20 protein-coding genes are annotated in these 21034 nt (G+C 67.9%); 17 read left to right on the top strand and 3 right to left on the bottom strand.

Going from position 1 to position 21034, the window contains the following annotated elements; translation table 11 throughout:
* Positions 1 to 11: 11 nt before the first annotated feature.
* The 3 genes from VGP60_RS31255 to VGP60_RS31245 are packed head-to-tail and all read right to left on the bottom strand — an operon-like array spanning position 12 to position 2274.
* Positions 12 to 968, bottom strand: a complete 957-nt coding sequence (locus VGP60_RS31255; RefSeq protein WP_327551741.1) for a PDR/VanB family oxidoreductase — start codon at positions 966 to 968, stop codon at positions 12 to 14.
* The gene (locus VGP60_RS31250; RefSeq protein ID WP_327551740.1) at positions 965 to 1186 is read right to left on the bottom strand and encodes a hypothetical protein; all 222 of its coding nucleotides are present in this window, start codon (positions 1184 to 1186) and stop codon (positions 965 to 967) included. The genes VGP60_RS31255 and VGP60_RS31250 overlap by 4 nt, the downstream gene beginning before the upstream one ends.
* On the bottom strand, positions 1183 to 2274 hold the full coding sequence (locus VGP60_RS31245) for an aromatic ring-hydroxylating dioxygenase subunit alpha (protein ID WP_327551739.1): 1092 nt from the start codon (positions 2272 to 2274) through the stop codon (positions 1183 to 1185). The genes VGP60_RS31250 and VGP60_RS31245 overlap by 4 nt, the downstream gene beginning before the upstream one ends.
* Before the next feature lie 191 nt (positions 2275 to 2465).
* Here VGP60_RS31245 and VGP60_RS31240 point away from each other — a divergent pair, with 191 nt between their 5' ends.
* The 17 genes from VGP60_RS31240 (at position 2466) to VGP60_RS31160 (ending at position 21033) form a co-directional block, all read left to right on the top strand.
* Positions 2466 to 2939 carry a MarR family winged helix-turn-helix transcriptional regulator gene (locus VGP60_RS31240; RefSeq protein WP_327551738.1) on the top strand — a complete coding sequence of 158 codons (474 nt, stop codon included), beginning with the start codon at positions 2466 to 2468 and terminating at the stop codon, positions 2937 to 2939.
* A gap of 75 nt (positions 2940 to 3014) precedes the next feature.
* The gene (locus tag VGP60_RS31235; protein WP_327551737.1) at positions 3015 to 4436 is read left to right on the top strand and encodes an MFS transporter; all 1422 of its coding nucleotides are present in this window, start codon (positions 3015 to 3017) and stop codon (positions 4434 to 4436) included.
* A complete protein-coding gene (locus VGP60_RS31230; RefSeq protein ID WP_327551736.1) occupies positions 4433 to 5602 on the top strand; it encodes a Xaa-Pro peptidase family protein in 1170 nt (389 codons plus the stop codon). Before VGP60_RS31235 ends, VGP60_RS31230 begins: the two co-directional genes overlap by 4 nt.
* Positions 5599 to 6630: an aminopeptidase P family N-terminal domain-containing protein gene (locus tag VGP60_RS31225; RefSeq protein ID WP_327551735.1), complete on the top strand. Its 1032-nt coding sequence runs from the start codon at positions 5599 to 5601 to the stop codon at positions 6628 to 6630. The genes VGP60_RS31230 and VGP60_RS31225 overlap by 4 nt, the downstream gene beginning before the upstream one ends.
* Positions 6627 to 7706: an ornithine cyclodeaminase family protein gene (locus tag VGP60_RS31220; RefSeq protein WP_327551734.1), complete on the top strand. Its 1080-nt coding sequence runs from the start codon at positions 6627 to 6629 to the stop codon at positions 7704 to 7706. The genes VGP60_RS31225 and VGP60_RS31220 overlap by 4 nt, the downstream gene beginning before the upstream one ends.
* Positions 7703 to 8209, top strand: coding sequence for a 3-isopropylmalate dehydratase (locus VGP60_RS31215; protein WP_327551733.1), 507 nt, complete (start codon positions 7703 to 7705; stop codon positions 8207 to 8209). Before VGP60_RS31220 ends, VGP60_RS31215 begins: the two co-directional genes overlap by 4 nt.
* Positions 8206 to 9480: an aconitase/3-isopropylmalate dehydratase large subunit family protein gene (locus VGP60_RS31210; RefSeq protein WP_327551732.1), complete on the top strand. Its 1275-nt coding sequence runs from the start codon at positions 8206 to 8208 to the stop codon at positions 9478 to 9480. The genes VGP60_RS31215 and VGP60_RS31210 overlap by 4 nt, the downstream gene beginning before the upstream one ends.
* Positions 9477 to 10724: a 3-isopropylmalate dehydratase large subunit gene (locus VGP60_RS31205; protein WP_327551731.1), complete on the top strand. Its 1248-nt coding sequence runs from the start codon at positions 9477 to 9479 to the stop codon at positions 10722 to 10724. Before VGP60_RS31210 ends, VGP60_RS31205 begins: the two co-directional genes overlap by 4 nt.
* On the top strand, positions 10721 to 11218 hold the full coding sequence (locus tag VGP60_RS31200; RefSeq protein ID WP_327551730.1) for a 3-isopropylmalate dehydratase: 498 nt from the start codon (positions 10721 to 10723) through the stop codon (positions 11216 to 11218). The genes VGP60_RS31205 and VGP60_RS31200 overlap by 4 nt, the downstream gene beginning before the upstream one ends.
* A gap of 345 nt (positions 11219 to 11563) precedes the next feature.
* Entirely contained in the window at positions 11564 to 12556 is a 993-nt protein-coding gene (locus VGP60_RS31195; RefSeq protein ID WP_327551729.1) for an ABC transporter substrate-binding protein, read from the top strand.
* Between the two features lie 15 nt (positions 12557 to 12571).
* Positions 12572 to 13351 (top strand): ABC transporter ATP-binding protein, encoded by a 780-nt coding sequence (locus VGP60_RS31190; RefSeq protein ID WP_327551728.1) that lies wholly within the window; start codon positions 12572 to 12574, stop codon positions 13349 to 13351.
* Complete coding sequence (locus VGP60_RS31185; protein WP_327551727.1) at positions 13348 to 14181, top strand: ABC transporter permease; 834 nt, start codon at positions 13348 to 13350, stop codon at positions 14179 to 14181. The genes VGP60_RS31190 and VGP60_RS31185 overlap by 4 nt, the downstream gene beginning before the upstream one ends.
* A gap of 2 nt (positions 14182 to 14183) precedes the next feature.
* Positions 14184 to 14978, top strand: a complete 795-nt coding sequence (locus VGP60_RS31180) for an ABC transporter permease (protein WP_327551726.1) — start codon at positions 14184 to 14186, stop codon at positions 14976 to 14978.
* Positions 14979 to 15022: 44 nt separating this feature from the next.
* On the top strand, positions 15023 to 17092 hold the full coding sequence (locus VGP60_RS31175) for a hydantoinase/oxoprolinase family protein (RefSeq protein WP_327551725.1): 2070 nt from the start codon (positions 15023 to 15025) through the stop codon (positions 17090 to 17092).
* Complete coding sequence (locus VGP60_RS31170; RefSeq protein WP_327551724.1) at positions 17089 to 18825, top strand: hydantoinase B/oxoprolinase family protein; 1737 nt, start codon at positions 17089 to 17091, stop codon at positions 18823 to 18825. Before VGP60_RS31175 ends, VGP60_RS31170 begins: the two co-directional genes overlap by 4 nt.
* Complete coding sequence (locus VGP60_RS31165) at positions 18809 to 20197, top strand: MmgE/PrpD family protein (protein WP_327551723.1); 1389 nt, start codon at positions 18809 to 18811, stop codon at positions 20195 to 20197. The genes VGP60_RS31170 and VGP60_RS31165 overlap by 17 nt, the downstream gene beginning before the upstream one ends.
* A 50-nt stretch (positions 20198 to 20247) precedes the next feature.
* Entirely contained in the window at positions 20248 to 21033 is a 786-nt protein-coding gene (locus VGP60_RS31160) for a PaaX family transcriptional regulator C-terminal domain-containing protein (RefSeq protein WP_327551722.1), read from the top strand.
* Position 21034 lies beyond the last annotated feature (1 nt).

The following is a 21034-nucleotide window of genomic DNA, read 5'->3' as shown; positions in this document are numbered from 1 at the left end:
TACCCGCGGCGCTACAGATCGAGCACCAATCGCGCGCCACAGGAGCGTGAAACACAGATCATCATCGCGTCCCCGACCGCCTGTTCCTCGGCGGTGAGCACCGAGTCGCGATGATCCGGGACGCCTTCGAGCACGCCCGTCTCGCACGTCCCGCAGGTCCCTTCCTGGCACGACGACAACACGAGCACGCCCGAGTCCTCGACGACTTCCAAGATCGACTTGTCCGCCGGAACCGTCAGGGTCGTGCCGGACCGGGCGAGCTCGACCTCGAAAACCTCACGCGGGCCGGTGTCGGCCTTCGGGGTGAACCGCTCCAGATGCAGGGTGCCCGGCGCACACCGCTCTTCGACAGCGTTGAGCAGTGGCTCCGGGCCACAGCAGTAGACAGCGGTGCCCGGCTCGGTCCCGGCGAACAGCGTGTCGAGGTCGAGCAGGCCGAACTCGTCCTGCGGGCTGACGACGACCCGCGACCCGTAGCGTTCGCGGAGCTCGTCGGCGAACGCCATCGACGCCCGCGTCCGTCCACCGTAAACGAGCCGCCATTCCACGCCCCGGGCCTGCGCCGCGGCGATCATCGGCACGATCGGCGTGATGCCGATCCCGCCCGCGATGAACAGGTACCGCGGCGAGTCCACCAGCGCGAAGTGGTTGCGAGGGCCGCGGATGCGCAGCCGCTCACCATCCGCGAGCCGCTCGTGGACGTGCACGGATCCCCCGCGTCCGGCGGGTTCGTGCAGCACGGCGACCTGGAGCACCGTTCGGTCCCCCGGGTCGCCGCAGAGCGAGTACTGGCGCACGAGATCGGGACCCAGCACCAGGTCCAGATGCGCACCGGGTTCCCAGGCGGGCAACGGCTCGCCGTCGGCGGCGCGCAACGTCAGGCGGACAACGCCGTCCGCCAGCGTTTCCTTGCGCTCCAGCAGAACGTCGAGTTCGACGTCGGTGTGCGCGAGGGTGTCCACACTCATCGGACTCCCGCCGCGACGGGCTCCCGGCGCGCAGGTTCGTCCGCCGCGCGGGCGGTGTGGCCGTCCGGATGCGCCAAGAGCCACTCCCACAGCTCGACCGGGTCCTCCGACTCGTGTTCGGCACCGCAGTGGCAGACACCGATCAGCACGTCGGTGCCGAGTTTCCAGTGGATGCGATAGACGGTGTCGCCCTGCAGCATCGCGACGCGTTCGCTCATGACGACGAGACCTTCACCGGCGTTTCGGCTTCTGTCGTCTTTTCGTTTTTTTGCAGCTTTTCGGCTGGCTCAGCCATCCGCTTGAGGATGCGCCTCGCGGCCAGGCCGCCGGTGTCGATGTTGACCGAAAGTTCTTGGTAGCCCTCGGGTTCGGCTTCGATGATCTTCTCGAGGATGTCGAGCGCGGTGACGTCCTGCAGGACGACCGTGCGGTTGTTCTCCGCGAGGAAGTCCGACACGCCCTGGTCGTCGAGCGCGAAATCCCTTGCCACGGCCCAGAAGTCGTGGGTGCTGTGTTCAGTTTCCGGCGTGATCGCGTAGACGACCTCGACGTGGAAGGCGTCGGGGTCCGAGCCGTCGTCGTTGGGCAGCAGGCCGACCGGCGCGATGCGGCTGTGCAGCAGGTACAGGCACGGCGGGTGGTACTCGATGTCCTGCCAGCGGGTGATGCGGCCTTCGATGCCGGTGGACTTCGAGTAGAACGGCGGGCACGCGGCGTCGGCCATGTGCCTGCTGACGAAGATGACCCGTTTGTCCTCGTCGACCTCGGTGGTGATCGGGGTGTTCGCGACCTCAGGGGTGCCGATGTACCCGCCGTGCAGGTACGTCTCGTGCGAGAGGTCGAGCAGGTTGTCCACCAGCAGTTCGTAGCGCGCGGCCAGCGGTTCCATGCCGCTCACAGTCGTGTAGCCGGGGTCGTCGAGCCACGGCGCGCGCGGGATCGGGGTGGTTTCGGCCTTGTCGCGGTCACCGATCCAGACCCAGACGAACGAGTCCTGCTCGACGACGGGGTACGAAGAAACCCTTGCGGTGCGCGGAATCCTGGCCTGGCCGGGAACGAAGACACACGTTCCGGCCTTGTCGTAGGTGAACCCGTGGTAGCCGCAGACGACGTTGTCGCCGTCGAGCCTGCTCTCCGAAAGCGGATAGCGGCGGTGCACGCATCGGTCGGCCAGCGCGACGACCTCGCCGGCTTCGGTGCGGTAGAAGACAAGCGCCTCACCGAGAACGGTCCTGGCGAACAGCTCCCGGCCGATCTCCCGGCCATAAGCGGCGACATACCACTGGTTTCGGACAAACGCTGCCATCGACGCTTCAGAGCTCCCTCGGTCAGATGCGAACCCTTTGAAGTTCCCATCACGGGCACGCGGCGGCCATCGAGGTTTTCACCCACTGAAAGACTTTGTCGGTAACGGAATTGCCTCTTCCCCGAAACCGCGTCCGGACGTACTGTCGTCGGCGAACGTTATTTCGGGTACCGGAACATACGGGGACCAAAATGACCACGCAAGACACCCAGACCTTCGACGAACTCGGCCCGGAAGCCGGCCTCGGGGAAGTTCTCCTGGCTCTCGGCGGGCGCTTGACCCGCCTCCAGAACGAACTCCTCGCCGCGCTGGACCAGCCACTCACCATCCGGCAGTACCGCATCCTGTCCCGGGTCGGGAGCGGGCACACCTCGCTGACGGCGTTGTGCAAGCTAGCCCATCGGAACCCGTCGACCATGTCCGAGAGCGTGGACAAAATGGTCAACCAGGGCTTGCTCTCCCGCGGCACCTCCGACACGAACCGGCGCACCATGCGGCTCGGGCTCACCTCGAAAGGCGTCAACGCCCGCGACGCGGCCAGACGTGCACTCGACAAGTTCACCTCGGAAATCACCGCCGGGCTGACGCCGAAAGTGCGCGAAGAACTGCTCCCCGCGCTTTCCCAGATCTACTTCGAAGTCCAGGGCAATCTGGACGACAGGTAACGACAAGGAGAAAGACCCAAGGGGGGTCCGCAGAGCGCTAGACACAGGGTTCAAGCCACAAGGAGGTGGCCTTCCATGCCCCCATTTCCGGCGACCGCATCCGGCTCCAGCTCGCTGCTCACCCGGCTGGACGACTCGGGATTCACCAAGCGGCACTTGACAATCTACTTGACCGTCCTCGCGGGACACTTCCTGTGCGGGTTCGTCATCAACCTGACCGGGGTGATCCTCCCCGGGATCATCCGCACCTTTCATCTGAGCAGTCAGCAGGCCGGTTTCTTTTCGTCGGCATTGTTCGCGGGAATGCTCGTCGGCGCGGCCGTCGCGGGCACGATGTCCGACCGGTTCGGCCGGAAATATCCGCTGGCCATCTGCATTCTCATTTACGCATTGTTCTCCCTGGCCGCCGCTTTCGCGTGGGACTACCAATCCCTTGTCGTGTTCCGCACCCTGCAAGGGGTCGGGCTGGGCGCGGAAATCGCGGTCGTGCTGCCGTACATCGCCGAATTCGTCCCGTCACGCCATCGCGGTCCGCTGGTCACCATGGCCACCGCCGCCTGGCTGATCGGGCTGCCGACGGCCGCCGCGATCGGCGCGGCCGTGGTGCCGGCGTTCTCGTGGCGAGCGATGTTCGTGGTCGGTACCGTCCCAGTGCTGGTCAGCGCGCTGATCCTGGTCACGCTGCCGGAGTCGGTGCGCTATCTGCTCCGACGCGGCCGGGCCGACGACGCCAGGAAGATCGTCGACTCACTCTGCCCGGGCTCACGCGCCTCGACCGGGGTGTTCACCGCCGAGGACAGCCGCCCGGACGCCGCGGGAGGTTCGCTGCGCACGCTCGTGGCACGGCCGTACCTCCGCTACACGGTGTCGATCTGGCTGATGGAGGTCTGCGCGGGCGCCTTCCTGTACGGGCTCTCGAGCTGGCTGCCGTCGGTGCTCGAAGAACAGGGTGTCGGCCTGCTCAAGAGCTTCACCTACACCGCGATCATCACCGCGGTGGGCGTCACCGGCAGCATCCTGGCCGGACAGCTCATCAACCGCATCGGCCGCCGCGTCGTGCTCGGGGCGTCGTTCCTGATGAGCGGGCTGCTGTGCCTGGTGTGGGGCACGGCGTCGGCCACCGCCGCGGTGGTCATCCTCGGCTCGGCGGCGAGCTTCTTCGGCAGCGGACTGGCCGGGAGCACGCTCTTCGCCTACGCCAGCGAGCTCTACCCGACGGCGAGCCGTGCGACCGGGCTCGGCTGGGCGGCGGCCTGGCAGAAGGTCGGCGGGCTCATCATGCCGGCGCTCGTCGGTTTCGTCCTCGCCATGAACACCTCGCGCTACCTGTTCTTCCTGCTCTTCGGCGTCATCTCGATCATCGCCGGGATCGCGGCCCTCGCGGCCACCTTCGAAACCCGAGACAAGACCGTCGAGCAGATCGCCCGTGAGATCACGGCCCAACCCGTCCCGACGCCTCAACGCATCACCCACCACGAACCAGTGGAGACACCATGACGATCGACCAAGCCACGAAACCGGCGACGAGCCGGGCGGCGGAGGATCTCGACGAACTCGCCCTGCGGCACCAACGGGTCCGCGCCGCGATGGCCGAGCAGGACCTCGACGTCGTGCTCGCCTACGGCCCCGCCTGGCGCCGCGAAAACATCCGCTACTTCAGCGATGTCACGCCCGCCGGAAGTGCCGCGCTCGTGCTCTTCCCGGCCGAATCCGGCCCGATAGCGTTCTCGACGCGGCCGTCCGACCTGACCGACTTCGCCCGCCGCGGCTGGGTCGAGCGCACCCGCCGGCTCGACCCCACGGACCCCGCCGAGCTGACCGACGCGCTGCGCGAATTCCGCCCGAAGCGGATCGGCATCGCCCATCACGAGCTCGTGCCGCTGGGCCTGATGGAGACGATCCGGGCCGCGGTCCCCAGTGCCGACGTCGTCCCCGCGACGGCGTTGCTGGACACCGTCCGGCTGGTGAAAAGTGACTGGGAGCTGGCGCGGATGCGCCGGAGCGCGGTGGTGTGCGCGGCCGGCTGGGAGGCGTTCGTCGACGTCCTCGAACCCGGGCTGCCGGAGTACCAGATCGTCGCCGAGGTCGAAGCCCGGATCAAAAACCTTGGGGCGGAAGACAATTTCATGCTCATCGCCTCCGGCGGCGACGAAGTGCGCGGTATGACACCACCGTCGGCCCGGCTGCTGGAAACCGGTGACATGGTCCGCACCGAACTCACCCCGAAGATGAACGGCTACTGGCTGCAGATCTGCCGGTCCGCGGTGGTGGGCAAGGCGAACGACGGCCAGCGCAAGTCCTTCGACCTGTTCAACGAAGCCGTCGAAGCCGGCATCTCCGTGGTACGGCCGGGGATCACCGCGCACGAGGTCGCGGTGGCGCAGAACGACGTCTTCCGCAAGTACGGCTACGGCGAGTACTGCACGAGCCAGTACACCCGCGTGCGCGGCCACGGACACGGCCTGCACCTCGACGAAACGCCGATCATCGAAGGCAACCACACCGCGCTGCCGGAGAACTCCGTGTTCATCATCCACCCCAACACGTTCACCCCGCTGGCCGGTTACCACGTCCTGGGCGATCCCGTCCGCGTGACCGCCGACGGCTGCGAAGTGCTCATCACCACCGAACGCAAGCTGTTCGAGACAGGAGACTTGTCGTGAAACGAGGCCTGGTCGTACTCGACCCCGCGGAGGTACCCGATCAGGAATGGGACGCGCGGGTGGGCGGGCTGCAGCGGAGCATGGCCGAGCACGGGGCCGACGTCGCCCTCGTCTACGGCGACGTCTCCCGCTCCGACGACATCGCCTACCTGACCAACCTCTGCATCTACTGGAACGAAGGCGTACTGGCGATTCCCGCCGCCGGGACACCCACCTTCCTCACCAAGCTTTCGCCGCGGGTCCAGCCGTGGATGAAACGGACGTCGAAGGTCACCGAGATCAGCAGTGGCAAGGGTTTCGCCGATCTGGTCGCGAAGTTCATGCTGGGCAAGAAGAACGGCACGCTCGGCCTGATCGACGCCGCACTGTGGCCGTCGGACGTAGTCGACGAGATCACCGCGGCCGTGCCCGGCTGGCGCGTCGAACCGCTCGAAGGCCTGGTGCGGCAACAACGTCTGGTGCCTTCGGACAACGAAGTCGCGTTGCTCCGGGCGGCCGGCCGGATCCTGGACGACGCCGCAGCGGAGGCGGTCGTCGAAGAGTCCACTCCCGGCGGCCGGGTGGAGACCGTCGAACGCGCGTTGCGCAATGGCGGTTTCCTCGACCTGTACCCGAACTCACTGTCCACAACGGACGGTGTGACCTCGTTCGGCGTCACCGGGCAGTACCGCACCGGCTGGGTCCACACCAGCCGGGTCGTCGGCGACGACGGCTGGACCGGCGACCTCCGCGCAGCACTCACGGCCGCGATCGCCGCGGCGAAGCCGGGCGCCACCCTCGCCGACCTGACCACAGCCGCCCGGACGGCACTCGACGGACTTCCAGGGGACGCGGAGATCCGCTGGATCAACCAGGCCGATCTCTCCACCCACGGCGAGTTCCGGCCACGAGACTTCCAGCTGGGACTCGGCGAAACCGGCTCGGTGTCGATCGAGGTGGTGTTCGCCGACGGCGGGCACGCGGCGGTCGCCGAGACCGTGCGGATCACCGACGGCGAGCCCGAATACCTGACGGGGGCGCCGCGATGAGGATCCTTTCGAACCAGGACATCGAGCAGGTGCTCACCGCCGAGGAGACACTCGGCGCGCTGGAGACGGCGTACCGCGAGCTGTCGAGCGGGCAGGGCGCGAACCGGCCGCGGAACCACACCTACTTCCCCATCGAGGACAGCCGTCACCCCGGGTTCCGCTTCCGCTTCAAATCGCAGGAGGGCGGCAACGTCTCCAGCGGCGTCTGGGCGTTGCGGATCACCTCCGACATCGCGGGTGTCGAGACGCTGCCCAGCGGCGTGCGGCGTCGGCGGCTGATCCCGGCCGCTCCCGGCGGCAAGTACGTCGGGCTGGTGACGCTGTACAGCCTGACCACGCTCGAACCGCTCGCCATGCTCCACGACAGCTTCATCCAGAAGATGCGTGTCGGGGCGACCTCGGCGCTCGGTATCCGGGAACTGTCCAATCCGGACGCGACGGTCGCCGGGATGTTCGGCTCCGGCTGGCAGGCCGAGGCGCATCTCGAATGCCTGCTGATGGTCCGGCCGAACCTCGAGGAGGTCCGGGTCTACAGCCCCACACCCGAACACCGCGAGGAGTTCGCGCGAGTGTGGAGCGAACGCACCGGGCGCAAGATCGTCGCCGTCGACGAGCGGCGCGACGCCGTCGCGGGCTGCCACATCGTCACCTGCGCGACCGCCGCGATGGAACCGTGCTTCGACGGCAACTGGCTCGAACCCGGCACCCACGTCACGGCGATCACCTCCCCGGACGGCACAGCGACGCGACGCGAGCTCGACGACGTCACGTTCGACCGGGCCGATCGGATCACCGTGCTGTCGCGCGAGCAAGTGCACCACGACAAGCAGTACGACATCCTCGGGCCGGTCGAGCGCGGCCGGCTGAAGTGGGAAGACATCCGCGAACTGGGCGATCTGCTGTTCGGGGACGCGCCGGGGCGTGAGAGCCACGACGACATCACCGTGTTCGCCAACAACACCGGGATGGGCGTGCAGTTCGCCGCCGTATGCGCCCGCGCGCTGGCGCTGGCCGAGGAACGCGAACTCGGCCACGTCGTGCCGACCGACTGGTTCCTGGAGGAGACGAGCCCATGAGCAGCGCCCATCGCGTCGGGGGCAAGGTCATCACCTTCGGCGAAAACGTGAACACCGACGTCATCATCCCCGGCAGATACCTCGTCAGCATCGACCCCGCCGAGTTGGCCGAGCACGCCTTCGAACCGCTCGGACCCGAGGTGCAGGCCCGGCTGCGAGCGAGCGACATCGTTGTCGCCGGGCGCAACTTCGGCTGCGGCAGTGCCCGGGAGCAGGCCGCGACCTGCTTGATCGGCGCCGGGATCAAGGCGGTGGTCGCCGCGTCCTTCTCCCGCGTCTTCTTCCGCAACGCCATCAACACCGGGCTCGTCGCGGTCGAGTCTCCGGCGGCCGCGGAGGCGGCGTCGGACGGCGGCGAGATGTGGGTCGACTACGACCAGGGCGTGGTCGAAACCGGCGGGCAGACGTTCGCGTTCAGTCCTTATCCCGAAGTGCTGCGGGAAATCCTCGCCGACGGCGGGCTGATCCCCCATCTGATGGCGAACAGTGGAGGCGCTCGATGACCGCGAAGACGTTCGCCCAGAAGGCGATCGAACAGGCGTCCGGTATCCCCGATCTGGTCCCCGGGCAGATCGTCGACGCCTATCCCGACCTCTACATGAGCCACACCGCGAGCTGGCGGTGCATCCGGACGCTGGAGAAGATGGGCGTCGACAAGCTCTACGACGTCGACCGGGTGGCGATGGTGATGGACCACCTCTCCCCCGCCATGACCGCGAAAACCGCCTCGGACCACTCGCTGTGCCGGAGCTTCGCGCGGCGCATGGGCGTCAAGAACTTCTTCGACGTCAACGCCGGGATCGCGCATATCGTGCTGATGGAGAACGGGCTGATCCGGCCGGGACAGTTCGTCATCGGCACCGACTCTCATTCGACGATCTACGGCGCGCTGGGCGCGTTCGGCACCGGCGTCGGGTTCAGCGAGATCACCGCCGCGTGGGTGACCGGCAAGCTGTGGGTGAAGGTGCCCGAGTCGGTGCGGATCGAGATCGACGGCGAGCTCGGTTCGGGCATCTACGCCAAGGACATCATGCTCAAGCTCATCGGCGACCTCGGCGCGGACGGGCTGACCTACTGTTCGGTCGAGTTCACCGGGTCGTACGTCGAGAGCATGTCGGTGTCGGAGCGGATGACCTTCTGCAACCTGGCGATGGAGATGGGCGCGAAGAACGCGTTCGTCGCGCCGGACGACATCACCTTCGCCTACCTTGACGAAGCCGGGGTGCCACGCGAGGAACTCAAGGTGCTCCTGCCCGACGAGGGCGCCGAGTACCGCAGCACCGTGCGGCTCGACGGCGCGACGCTGTCCCCGCAGATCGCGGTGCCGCACACCGTCGACAACGTCCTGCCGGTCGGGGACGTCGCCGGGACCAAGCTGGACCAGGTGTTCATCGGATCCTGCGCGAACGCCAAGTACGACGACCTCGTCATCGCGGCTGACGTCCTTTCGGGACACAAAGTCTCGCGGGACGTCCGGCTCATCGTGACCCCGGCGTCGGCGAAGATCATGGCGCAAGCGTCGGCGAGCGGGGTGCTGGCGACCCTGATCGAGGCCGGCGCGATGATCACGAACCCCGGCTGCGGGGCGTGCGCCGGCAACGGCGGCGCGATGGCGGACGGCGAGACGACGTTGTCCACGGCCAACCGGAACTTCCAGGGCCGGATGGGCAGCTACGACTCGAAGATCTTCCTCAGCAGCCCGGCGACGGCGGCGGCTTCGGCGATCCGCGGGGTCATCACCGATCCTCGCGAGATCGAGGCGGTGGTGGCGTGAACCTCGTCGAGACGATACTGGCCAGGGCAAGCGGGCGGTCCACAGTGGAACCCGGCGAGATCGTCATCGCCAAGGTGGACCGGCTGATCATGCACGACCTGAGCGGCTACCTCACCGCGGAGGTGTTCGACAAGCGGGTGAACGCGCCGATCCCGGATCCCGGGCGCGCCATCATGGTGTTCGACCACCACTTCTCGCCGCCGACCGAGCAGCAGGCGAACGTGCTGCAGCGCAACCGCGAGTGGGCCCGCAAGCACGGCATCACGCTGTTCGACTGCGGGAGCGGCAACCTGCACCACGCCGTGGTGCGCCACGGGCTCATCCGGCCGGGCATGATCGTCGTCGGGTCGGACAGCCACACTCCGGTGCACGGGACGCTGGGCGCGCTGGCGGTGGCACTTGGCAACGACTCACACGCCGGAACCGTGCTGCCGTACGGGAAGGCGTGGTTAAAGGTCCCGGAGACCGTGCGGGTCCAGCTCGACGGGACGCCCGAGCCGGGGGTCTCGCCGCGGGACATCGCGCTGTGGCTGGTCGGCCAAATCGGTGAGGGCGAGCTGAACTACCGGGCGGTGGAGTTCGCCGGATCGTATGTCCGAGGACTGTCCTTTTGGGACCGATGGCTGTTCCCTTTGCTGTGTGTCGATCTCGGGGCGAAATGCAGTTTCGTCGAGCCGGACGAGGTGACCGAGGCGTTCGTGCGGACACTTCCCGGCGCTGACACCGATTTGCTGGTGCATGGCGACGGCGAGGAAGCGGCGACAGTGTTGCGTTTCGACGTCGGCGAGGCTTCCGTACAGGTGGCGTGTCCGCCGACGGTGGGCAACGTCAAGCCGGTGGGCGAGGTCGCCGGGACGCCCGTGCAGTGGGCGGAGCTCGGTGGCCACGGCGGTGGACGGCTGGAGGATTTCCGTGCGGCCGCATCGATTCTCGATGGCCGCCGAGTGCATCCGGACGTCCGGTTCAACCTGGTGCCGTCGAGCCGTGAGGTGTTCACCGAGGCAGTCCGCGAGGGGCTTGTCCTTGCCTTGCACGAAGCCGGGGCGACCTGGTTTCCGCCCAGTACCGGCTCGAACCAGGCGTACAACATGGGCGCGCTGGCGGCGGGCGAGGCGATGATCTCGACGCACGCGCGGAACTTCCCCGGCCGCAACGGCAGTCCCGAGGCGTCGATGTACCTCGCGTCCTCGGCGACCGTGGCCGCGTCTGCGGTCGCCGGATCGATCTCAGGAGGGACGCCGTGATCTTCGAAGGCCGATGCTGGCGGTTCGGCGACAACATCCCGACCGACCGGCTCGTCAAGACGCAGTACGTGTTCGAGCCGATGGACGTCATCGTGCGGCATGTGCTGGAGGACCTGAATCCGGAGTTCCCGGCCAAAGTTCAGCCCGGTGACATCGTGTTCGCCGGTAAGCATTTCGGGCAGTCTTCGGGCCGCGCGATCGCCACCAAGGCGCTCAAGGCGACCGGGATCGGCTGTGTGGTCGCGGAAACGTTCGCCAGAACGTTCTACCGGAACTGTTTCGAGGTCGGCCTGCCCGCTCTGGAAGTCGGCCTGAATCCCGATTTGGCGGCTGACGGCGACCAAATCCGTGTCGACCTCGTCTCCGGCGAGTTCACCAACCTCACCACCGGCGCCACCACCCACGGCGCCGCCGCCGACCCGTTCCTCGTCACCATGCTCGACGCCGGTGGCCTCATCAGCCTCGCCTCCACCCACCCCGACCTCTTCCGCTAGGAGGCCCCGAACCCCGTCCCGGGGAATGTGTCGACATATTCCCCGGGGCGTCCGTGGGAAAGTGTCGACATATTCCCGGGGTGTGCGAGAAAGCCCTGGCGGGCAAGGGATTCGACCGCCGGGGAATTTGTCGTACGCGGAATTCGAGCGCGAAAAAGTGGCAGATCTCGTTGTTTCTCAAGTTCTTGACGCGCGTCCGGATCACGAGTAACACTTGCGGCACAGCACAAAGAGGTGCACGTCACGATGCTTCTCATGGTCGATCACCTCGCCCGATCCAGACCGAGGCAGGAACCCGCACACCGGCCCACTCGGTCTCCCCTCTGGAGATAACGAGGTTTACCCGTGCCATGGAAAAAACTGTTCCGCAGCCGTAGAACTCGGCTCGCGATCGCCGCGATCGCCGTCACCCTCGCCGCGAGTGCCTGTAGCGGCAGCGGCTCGGCCTCCGGTGGTGACACCATCACGCTCGGCCTTCCCGTGCAGGCCACCACACTCGCCCCGGTTTACCTCGCGAACGACAAGAACCTGTGGAAGGACCACGGCCTCACGGTCAAGGTGGTCACCTTCAAGGGCGACGCCGAGCTCGCGAAAGCCGTCCTCTCCGGCGATGTCGACGTCGCCGTCGGCTCCCTCACCGGCCCGCTGACGGCCGAAGAAGCCGGCCAGGACGTCAAGGTCATCTACGGCGGTTTCGACATGACGGCGTTCGCCTGGTACGCCATCCCCGAAATCCACTCCGTCGCCGAGGGCAAGGGAAAGAACTGGGGCGTGACCACGCTGGGTTCGTCCACCGACCTGCTGACGCGATTCGCCGCGGCGAAGGCCGGGCTCAACCCGAACAGCGACATCAAGGTCGTCCAGGGCGGCGCCTCCGCGGCCCGGCTCGCGGCCATGAAGGCCGGTCAGCTGCAGGCCAACATCTTCACCCAGCCGCAGACGATCTACGCCGAAAAAGAGGGCTACAACAAGATCCTGGACCTCAAGGATCTCGTCGACGGTTACCCGATGCACGTCACCTGGGGCAAGCCGGCGTTCATGGACTCGAACCCGGACCGGGCCAAGCGGTTCATCGACACGCTGTCCTCGGCCATGCAGATGACCAAGGACCAGCCGGACGTCGCCGCGCAGTCCGTCGCCAATGCCAACAAGATCTCACTGGAAGACGCCAAGGCCAGCATGTCCGAATGGATCGACCAGCTTTACCCGGACGGCCGGATGCCGTCGGCCAGCGCGATGGATGCCTTCTGGGACATGGGTTTGCAGGGCAAGGTCTTCAAGGCCCGGCTGCCCGACTCACAGTGGCTGGACTCCCGTTTCCTGCCGAAGACCAGCTGAGCGGAGAAAACCCCGATGGCACACATCACCTTCGACCAGGTCCAGATCTCCTACCCCGGCAAGGACGAATCCTTCGTCGCGGTGGACGGCTTCGACGCGGAGATCGAAGAGGGCGAGTTCGTCACGATCGTCGGCGCCAGCGGCTGCGGCAAGAGCAGCGTGCTGCTGGCCACCGACGGGCTGCTTCCCATCTCCGGCGGGGAAATCCGCCTGCAGGACAAGAAGATCACCAAGCCCGGCCCGGACCGAGGTGTGGTCTTCCAGGACGCGTCGCTGATGCCGTGGCGCACGATCCTCGCGAATGTCGCTTTCGGACTCGAGATGCAGGGCGTCGACAAGGCGACGCGGCTGGAGAAGGCCCGGCACTTCGTCGAGCTCGTCGGCCTGGCCGGGCGGGAGGACAACCACCCGCACCAGTTGTCCGGCGGTATGCGCCAGCGTGTCGGCATCGCCCGCGCGCTGGCGATGGACCCGGCGGTCCTGCTCATGGACGAGCCGTTCGGCGCGCTCGACGCCCAGACCCGCGAGCTCATGGCGAGCGAACTGCTCAGGATCTGGGACCTGGACCGGAAAACCGTGCTGTTCGTGACCCACGGGATCGACGAGGCCGTCTTCCTGGCCGACAGGGTACTGGTGATGGGCGGCAGCCCGAGCCGGGTCGTCGAGGTCATGGAGATCGACCTGCCCCGCCCGCGTGACGCCGCCGTCCGGGCGAGCGAGGCGTTCGGCAAGTACCGCACGCATCTGGCCGGCCTGCTCTTCGGCGCCACCACGGCCTCGCCGGTGGCGCCATGACCCAGGACGTCCAGGAGTTGCCGCGGACCACACCTCCCCGGGTGCAACGCGCGCAGGTGACGAGGAAGCGCCGTCCGTGGCTGCCCAAGGTGCGCGCCAGGTTCGTGCTGGGCAGCGTGATCGTGGTGCTCGCCCTGTGGCAGCTGGCCGGGCAGACAGGCTTCGTCGACGTCATGTTCACGAGCACGCCCAGCGCGATCCTTCAAGCCGGGATCGACATGATCGAGTCGGGCGAGCTCTGGGCCAACGCGCAGGTCACGTTGTTCGAGTACTTCACCGGGCTCGTGCTGGCCGTGGTGATCGGTGTGCCGGTCGGGATGCTGATGGGCTGGAAACTCCGGCTGCGGCAGACTTTCGAGCCCGCGCTCGTCGCGCTCTACGTCACGCCGTCGCTGGCTCTGCTGCCGCTCGTCGTGCTGGCACTGGGCATCGGCACCGCCTCCAAGATCGCGATGGTGTTCATCGAAGCCGTGATCACCATCGCGGTGAACGCGATGGCCGGGATCCGCGAGACCGACCCGAAACTCGTCCAGGCCGCCCGCGCGTTCTGCGCCAACGACCGGGCCGTGTTCGGCAAGGTCCTGTTTCCCAGCGCATTGCCGACGATCATGGCCGGGCTCCGGCTCGGTGCCGGCCGCGGCGTGATCGCGGTGATCGTCGCCGAGCTCTACGGCGGCACGGAAGGCGTCGGACTCCTGATTTCGACGTACGGGCAGAACTTCTCCATCGCGTCCCTGCTGTTCCTGACCCTCGTCGTCGCGATCTTCGGTTACGCCGTCAGCAGCCTGCTGCGCGCCATCGGCACCGCGACCACTTCGTGGAAGAGGTGACCATGGCCACCACGGCCCTCTCCCGGCGTAAACTGCCGGAGAAGTCGATGTCGATCTTGCTGGGCGGCGGTTTTCTCGTCGTCGCCGCAATCGTGTGGCAGCTGGCCGCGTCGCTCGAACTCGTCAACCCGTTCCTCACCTCGTCCCCCGCGCTGATCGCCGGTTCGCTCGGCGAGCAGATCGGCTCCGGCCTGATGCTGCGCAGCATCGGCACGAGCGCGCTGGAGCTGCTCATCGGCTTCGGCCTGGCCGGTGTCGTCGGTGTGGCGCTCGGGCTGGTCATGGGCCGCTACCGCTATGTCGAGTACGTCGTCGAGCCGTACGTCTGGCTGCTGTACTCGGCACCGATCGTGGCGATGTTCCCGCTCATGGTTTTGACGCTCGGCCTCGGCAGCCCGACGGTCATCGCCATCACGTTCTTGATGTCGGTGGTGCCGGTGGTGGTCAACTCCGCCCAAGGCGTCCGCAACGTCGACCCGAAGCTGATCCAGACCGCGATCTCCTTCGGCGCCGGGGAGACGGCGTTGCTGCGCAAGGTGATCCTGCCCGCGTCCGTCCCCACGATCATGGCCGGGCTCCGCCTCGGGATCGGGCGTGCGCTGGTCGGTGTCGTGGTCGGCGAGTTCTTCGCCGGGGACGGCGGGATCGGTTACAACATCAGCTACGTCGCCGGTCACCTCGGCACCACCGAAGTGCTCGCGTCGGTGTTCGTGGTCATCGTCGCCGGAGTCGCCCTCAACGTTTTCGCGCGGTGGCTGGAGGGTCTCGCCGACTCCTGGCGCACCGACATCCGCTAGCGCTTCTTGAGACGAGCACCTCCCTTGAGAGAAGGAATTCCCGGATGAAGCAGATCGCCGCCGACATCGGCGGGACTTTCACCGACCTGACCGCCGTGGACGAACACGGCGTGTTCAGCACGGCCAAGACCCTCACCACCCCGCACGACCACGCCGAAGGAGTGCTCGACGGGCTCGACAAGCTCGGCGCGCATCTCCCGGACACCGAACTGTTCCTGCACGGCTCGACCATCGCCATCAACACCGTGTTGCAACGGGCGGGCGCGGCAACGGCGTTGATCACCACCAAGGGTTTCCGGGACGTCTACGAGATCGGGCGCGGAAACCGTTCGGAGCCCTACAACCTCTTCTTCGGCAAGCCGGTTCCCTTGGTAGCACGGCGGTTACGCCGCGAGGTGACCGAACGTGTGCTCGTCGACGGCAGCGTGCGGACCCCGCTCGACGTCGCCGCGGCGCGCGAGCTGATCGTGGAGCTGAAGGAATCCGGCGTCGAGTCCGTGGCCGTGTGCCTGCTGCACGCCTACGCCAACCCGGAGCACGAGCTCCACATCGGACGGCTCTTCGAGGAGCTCTGGCCCGAGGCGTACGTGACGCTGTCGCACCAGATCATGCGCGAATACCGGGAGTACGAAAGGACTTCCACCGCCGTCCTCAACGCCTACGTCGGCCCGGTCGTGTCCCGCTACCTCGACTCGCTGACCACCCGGCTCGCCGATCGCGGCTTCCGCGGGCGGCTGCTGATCATGCAGTCCAACGGCGGCATCATGTCCGTCGAGACCGCGCGGAACAGCCCGGTCCGGATGATGGAGTCGGGTCCGGTCGCCGGGGTCATCGGTGCCGCCGCGCTCGCGCAGGGTCTCGCGATGCCGCAGCTCATCTCGTTCGACATGGGCGGTACTACGGCGAAGACCAGCCTGGTCAAGGACGGCGAGGTCGACATCAGCCCGGGGTACTTCATCGGCGGATACGCCACCGGGCATCCGATGGCGCTGCCGGTGGTCAACATCGTCGAGGTCGGCTCGGGCGGCGGCAGCATCGCGTGGGTCGACCCGGTCGGCGCGCTGAAGGTCGGCCCGGTCAGTGCCGGAGCCGCACCCGGACCGGCTTGTTACGGGCGCGGCGGCGACCGGCCGACCGTGACCGACGCGAACCTGATCCTCGGCCGCCTCGGGGCCAGCCGGTTCCTCGGCGGCGCGATGCCGCTGGACCGCGCGGCCGCCGAGAAGGCCATCCTCGAACACGTCGCCAAGCCGCTCGGGCTCGATCTGATCGCGGCGGCGCGCGGGATCGTGACGATCGCCGACGCGCAGATGTCCCTCGCGGTCCGGGCCGTGTCGGTCGAGAAGGGTGAGGACCCCCGCGAGTTCGCGCTCGTCGCGACGGGCGGCGCCGGGCCGCTGCACGCGGTGTCGATCGCGAGGGAGCTGAAGCTCGGCACGGTTGTCATTCCCGTGCTGCCGGGCCAGTTCTCCGCCAAGGGCATGCTTTCCTCCGAAGTCCGCCACGACCTGACGCGGACGCAGATGGCCAAGTTCGAGCCCGCGACCGTCGAGCAGTACGCGATCACGCTCAAGGCCCTCGGTGCCGAGGCGTGGACGCGGCTGCGCGCCGACGTCGGCGAACCGTCCCGGACGCCGGGCGTGCACCACTTCCTGGAGCTGCGCTACCGCGGCCAGGAGTTCACCATCCCGGTGCCGGTGCCCGAAGACGGCCTGTCCACCTCCAGCTACGCGTCGGTGCGCGCGCTGTTCGACGAGATGCACGACCGGCTCTACGGCCATCACGCGCCGGCCGAGACCGTGGAAGCCGTCGGCGTCCGCACGGTCATCTCGATGCCGCTGGACACCGAGTCCGTCACCGCCGAAACCACGGACGTGGCAACGGTTTCCGGCACTCCCGAGCCGATCGAGAACCGTCCGGTGGTCCTGCACGGCGGCGGCCCCGAGCCGGTCGTCTGCCCGGTCTACGACCGCGAAACCCTGAGCCCCGGCCACACCGTCACCGGCCCGGCCGTGGTGCAGGAAGCAACTTCGTCGGTCGTCTTCTACGACGGCGACGTCCTGACCGTCGCCGCCGATCACTCACTCGTCATCTCCGTGGGGAGCCCCGCATGACCCAGATCGACCCGATCACCCTCGAGGTGGTGCGCTGCGCGCTGGTCGCGCATTCCGACGAGATGGCCACCGCACTGCGCCGCGCGGCCTACAACCCGATGATCTTCGAGGTGCAGGACTACTGCGTCGGGCTGGTCGACACCCAGGGCGAGCTCATCGCGCAGAACCTCGGCGGGCTGCCGATCTTCCTCGCCGACCTCGGTGTCTCGGTCGCCGACGGCATCGCGCGCTACGGCATCGACGGGTTCGAGCCCGGCGACGCGATCGTCATGAACTACCCGTATGTCGCGGGCCAGCACCTGAACAACGTCGTCGTCTACACCCCGATCTTCGTCGACGGCAAGGTCGTCGCGTTCCCGGCGGTGCGCGCGCATTGGGTCGACATCGGCGGCTCGCGCATCGGCTTCGGCTCCACGGCCACCACCGACATCTACTCCGAAGGCCTGCAACTGCGGTCCATCAAAGTGATGAAGGCCGGCAAATGGGACGAGGACGTCCTGCAGATCATCACCGACAACATCCGCATCCCCGAGTCGTCGATGGGCGACCTGCGCGCGGCGATCGCGGCCTGCCGTCTCGGTGAGCGCCGTATCGCCGAACTCGCCGGGCGCTACGGCCTCGACACGGTCCTCGCGTGCATCGCGGAGATGCGCAACCAGTCGGAACGCCTTTCGCGCCACGCGGTTTCGCAGATGGCCGACGGCGAGTACTTCGCCTCGTCGTGGATGGACAACGACGGCCAGGACCTCGACAAGCGCATCACCCTCGGCATCAAGGTGGTCGTGGCCGGCGAGGAACTCACCATCGACTTCTCCGACATCAACGAGCAGGTCAAGGGCCCGCTGAACTCCGGCAAGTCCGGCGGCGTCGCGGCGGCGCGGGTGGCGTTCAAGATGCTGACGCTCCCCACCCATCCGGTCGACGAGGGTTCGTTCCGCAACCTGCATGTGGTGCTGCCGGAAGGAAAACTGCTCAACGCGAAGTCCCCGGCAGCGCTCGGGCAATGGAGTATCTCGCTGCCCACCGTGGTCGACACGATCATCAAAGCGCTCGCGTCGGCGTTGCCCGAGCAGGTGCCCGCCGCACACAAGGGCGACATGTCCGGGTTCACCTTCCACGGTATCGACGAAAAGACCGGCGCGCGCTTCGTCTGCCTCAACATCAACGGCGGCGGCTGGGGCGGGCGCCCGACCGGCGACGGCCCGAGCGCCTGCGTCTCAGTGTGCCAGGGTGACGTCCGCAACATCCCGATCGAGATCCAGGAAGCGCGCTACCCCTTGGTGTTCACCCGCCACGAGCTGCGCGCCGACAGCGGTGGCGCGGGCCTGCACCGCGGCGGGCTCGGGCTGGAGATCGACGTCGAACCGCAGCAGGCGATGTTCACCAATATCGCCAACGAGCGCACGACCTGTCCGCCGTGGGGTCTGCAGGGCGGCCTTCCCGGCGCGGTCAACGACACCATCGTCGTCCAGCCGGGCGGGGAACCGAAGCACATCAAGAAGCACACCGGGCTCGGGCTCGAAGCCGGTTCGAAGGTCACCTTCCGCACCGCGGGCGGCGGTGGCTGGGGCAACCCGCTCGACCGGCCGATCGATGAGATCACCGAGGACGTCCTCGACGGTTTCGTATCCGCCGAAGCCGCCCGCGAGCTTTACGGTGTCGCGATTTCCGCGGCCGGCGAGGTCGACCAGGCCGCCACCCTTCAGCTGCGGTCAGATGTCGCTCGTCGGTGACCTCGCCGCCCGCGCGCACTCCGTGGCCGCGGGCCCGATCCCGGCGGCGGTGCGGACCGCGACCAGGGCCCACCTCACCGACGCGGCCGGGGCACTGGTCGCGGGACACACGAGCCTGCACGGCCCGGTCGAACGGCTCGCCGACAGTCTCGGGCTGGGCAACGCGCGGCGGACGGCGTTCGTCGGCGGGGTGTACGCGCACTGCTGGGAAACCGGTGACATCCACCGCGGCGCGGTGCTCTGCCCGGGCTGCATCGTGCTCCCGGCGACGCTGGCCGTGCTGCCGGCCTGCCCGTCGGTGTCCACCGAGCAGTTCGAACGGGCGTACCTGGCCGGGTACGAGGTCGCGCTCGCCGCGGCCATCGCGGTGCGGGGCGAGCGGCTGATCCAGCGCGGCTGGTGGCCGACGGCGCTGGTCGCTCCGCTCGGCGGCGCGGCCGCGGTGTCCGTCCTTCTTGGACGGTCACCGGAGAGCACGGCGTCGGCGATCGCGCTGGCCGCCCAGCACGCGGGCGGCGCGATCGCGGGAACGACCGAGCGGGCCGACGGACGCCATCTGCTCAGCGGTTTCGCCGCCGAGCGGGCCGTCACCGCCGTGCTCGCGGCCGACGCCGGGTGGACGGGACCACTGGACATTTTGGACGATCCGCGCTCCCCCATCCAGCGTGTGGACCCCGACGCCGGGCTCGTGAGCGGGTACCTCCTCCCGGAAACGAGCCTGAAACCGCACGCGGGCGCCAAACACCTGCAATCCGCCATCGACGCCGTACTCGCGCTGCGGGCTCAGGTGACCGGCGAGATCGAGCGCTTGACGTGCTACCTCCCGGCACAGCTGGCCAAGGTCATCGACCGGCCACCGCCGTTCGGTTCGGTGCTCAACGCGCTCGGCAGCGCGCAGTTCGTGCTGGCGGTGTCCGCGCTACGCGGGCGCTGCACTCCAGCGGACTTCGACGGAGCAACGCTGCGGGACGAGGAACTCCTGGCGCTGGCGGGGAAGATCCGGATCGAGACCGCCGACGACCTGTCGGCGGCGTACCCGGCGAAATGGGGGGCGCGGGTCGAGATCACCACGTCGTCGGGCACGGTCCACGCCGAACGGCTCGACGCGAGGGGCGACCCGGGCTGCCCGCTCTCGGAAGCCGAGATCACCGGAAAGTTCGTCACCCTCGCGGGGGGATCGTTCGGGGACGAGAAGGCGCACGCGGTGGCGGAATCGTTGCTCCATCCGGATCCGGCCGGACTGCCGTCGACGTTGAGCGAATATCTCCTGCCGCTGCTGGGCAGTCCTTCCCGGGAACCGCGGGCCGATACCTTGGTTCCTTCACTGGAAGGCGCCGTGCCGGCCGGCGCGAGAACTGGGGGTTCGTCCTGAGCACCGATCAGCCCGGCCCGAGCCGGGCACCGACCCCGCAAACCGTCCTGATGACGATGCTGGGCCGGTACTGCATCGAAGAAAACCCGGCGATCTCGACCGCGGGGTACATCGACGCGCTGGACCGGATCGGCGTCTCCGCGCACGCCACCCGGCTGACCGTGTCACGGATGACCGAACGCGGACTACTGGAACGGCTGCGCGAGGGCCGGGCGGCCTATTTCCGCGCGACCGACGTGGCGCTGCGGGTCGTCCGCGTCCAGGACCAGCGGACCTTCCACGGCGCCGGTGAGTCGGCCAATCCCGAAGGTGCGTGGACGATCCTGTGCTTCTCGCTCCCGGAATCACACCGGAAGGAACGGCACCTGCTGCGTCGAAGACTGGCGTGGGAGGGCTTCGGGCTGTTGCGGGACGGGGTCTGGATCGCGCCGGGAGAACACGACCTCGGCGACATCCTGGAACAGCTTTCGCAGGCGGGCGTCGATCAGAACGTCGAAGCGTTCACGGCGTATCCGAAACTCGGGGACGTCCACGGCATGATCTCGCGGACTTGGGAACTCGAAGAACTCAGTGAGCGCTACGAAAGTTTCCTGCGGGACTGGGATGTCCCCGCTCCCGCTCCACAGGCGGCGGACGCGCTCGGCCGGGATCTGCTGCTCATTTCGACCTGGCGGCAACTGCTCCGGGAAACCCCGCGTCTGCCCGACGCGCACCTCCCGGACGGCTGGCCCGCCGCACGCTGTCTTGACCTGTTCCGCACCCTGCACGCCGAATACCACCCGGAAGCGGACCGGCTTTTCGCCGGCATTCTCGAAGAGAACCGATTGAGGAGCTGAG

The organism is Amycolatopsis sp. (assembly GCF_036008905.1).
In the GTDB taxonomy this organism is placed as follows: Bacteria; Actinomycetota; Actinomycetes; order Mycobacteriales; family Pseudonocardiaceae; genus Amycolatopsis.
Note: the sequence above shows the minus strand (reverse complement) of the source record. Positions and strands in the feature narration are given on the sequence as shown.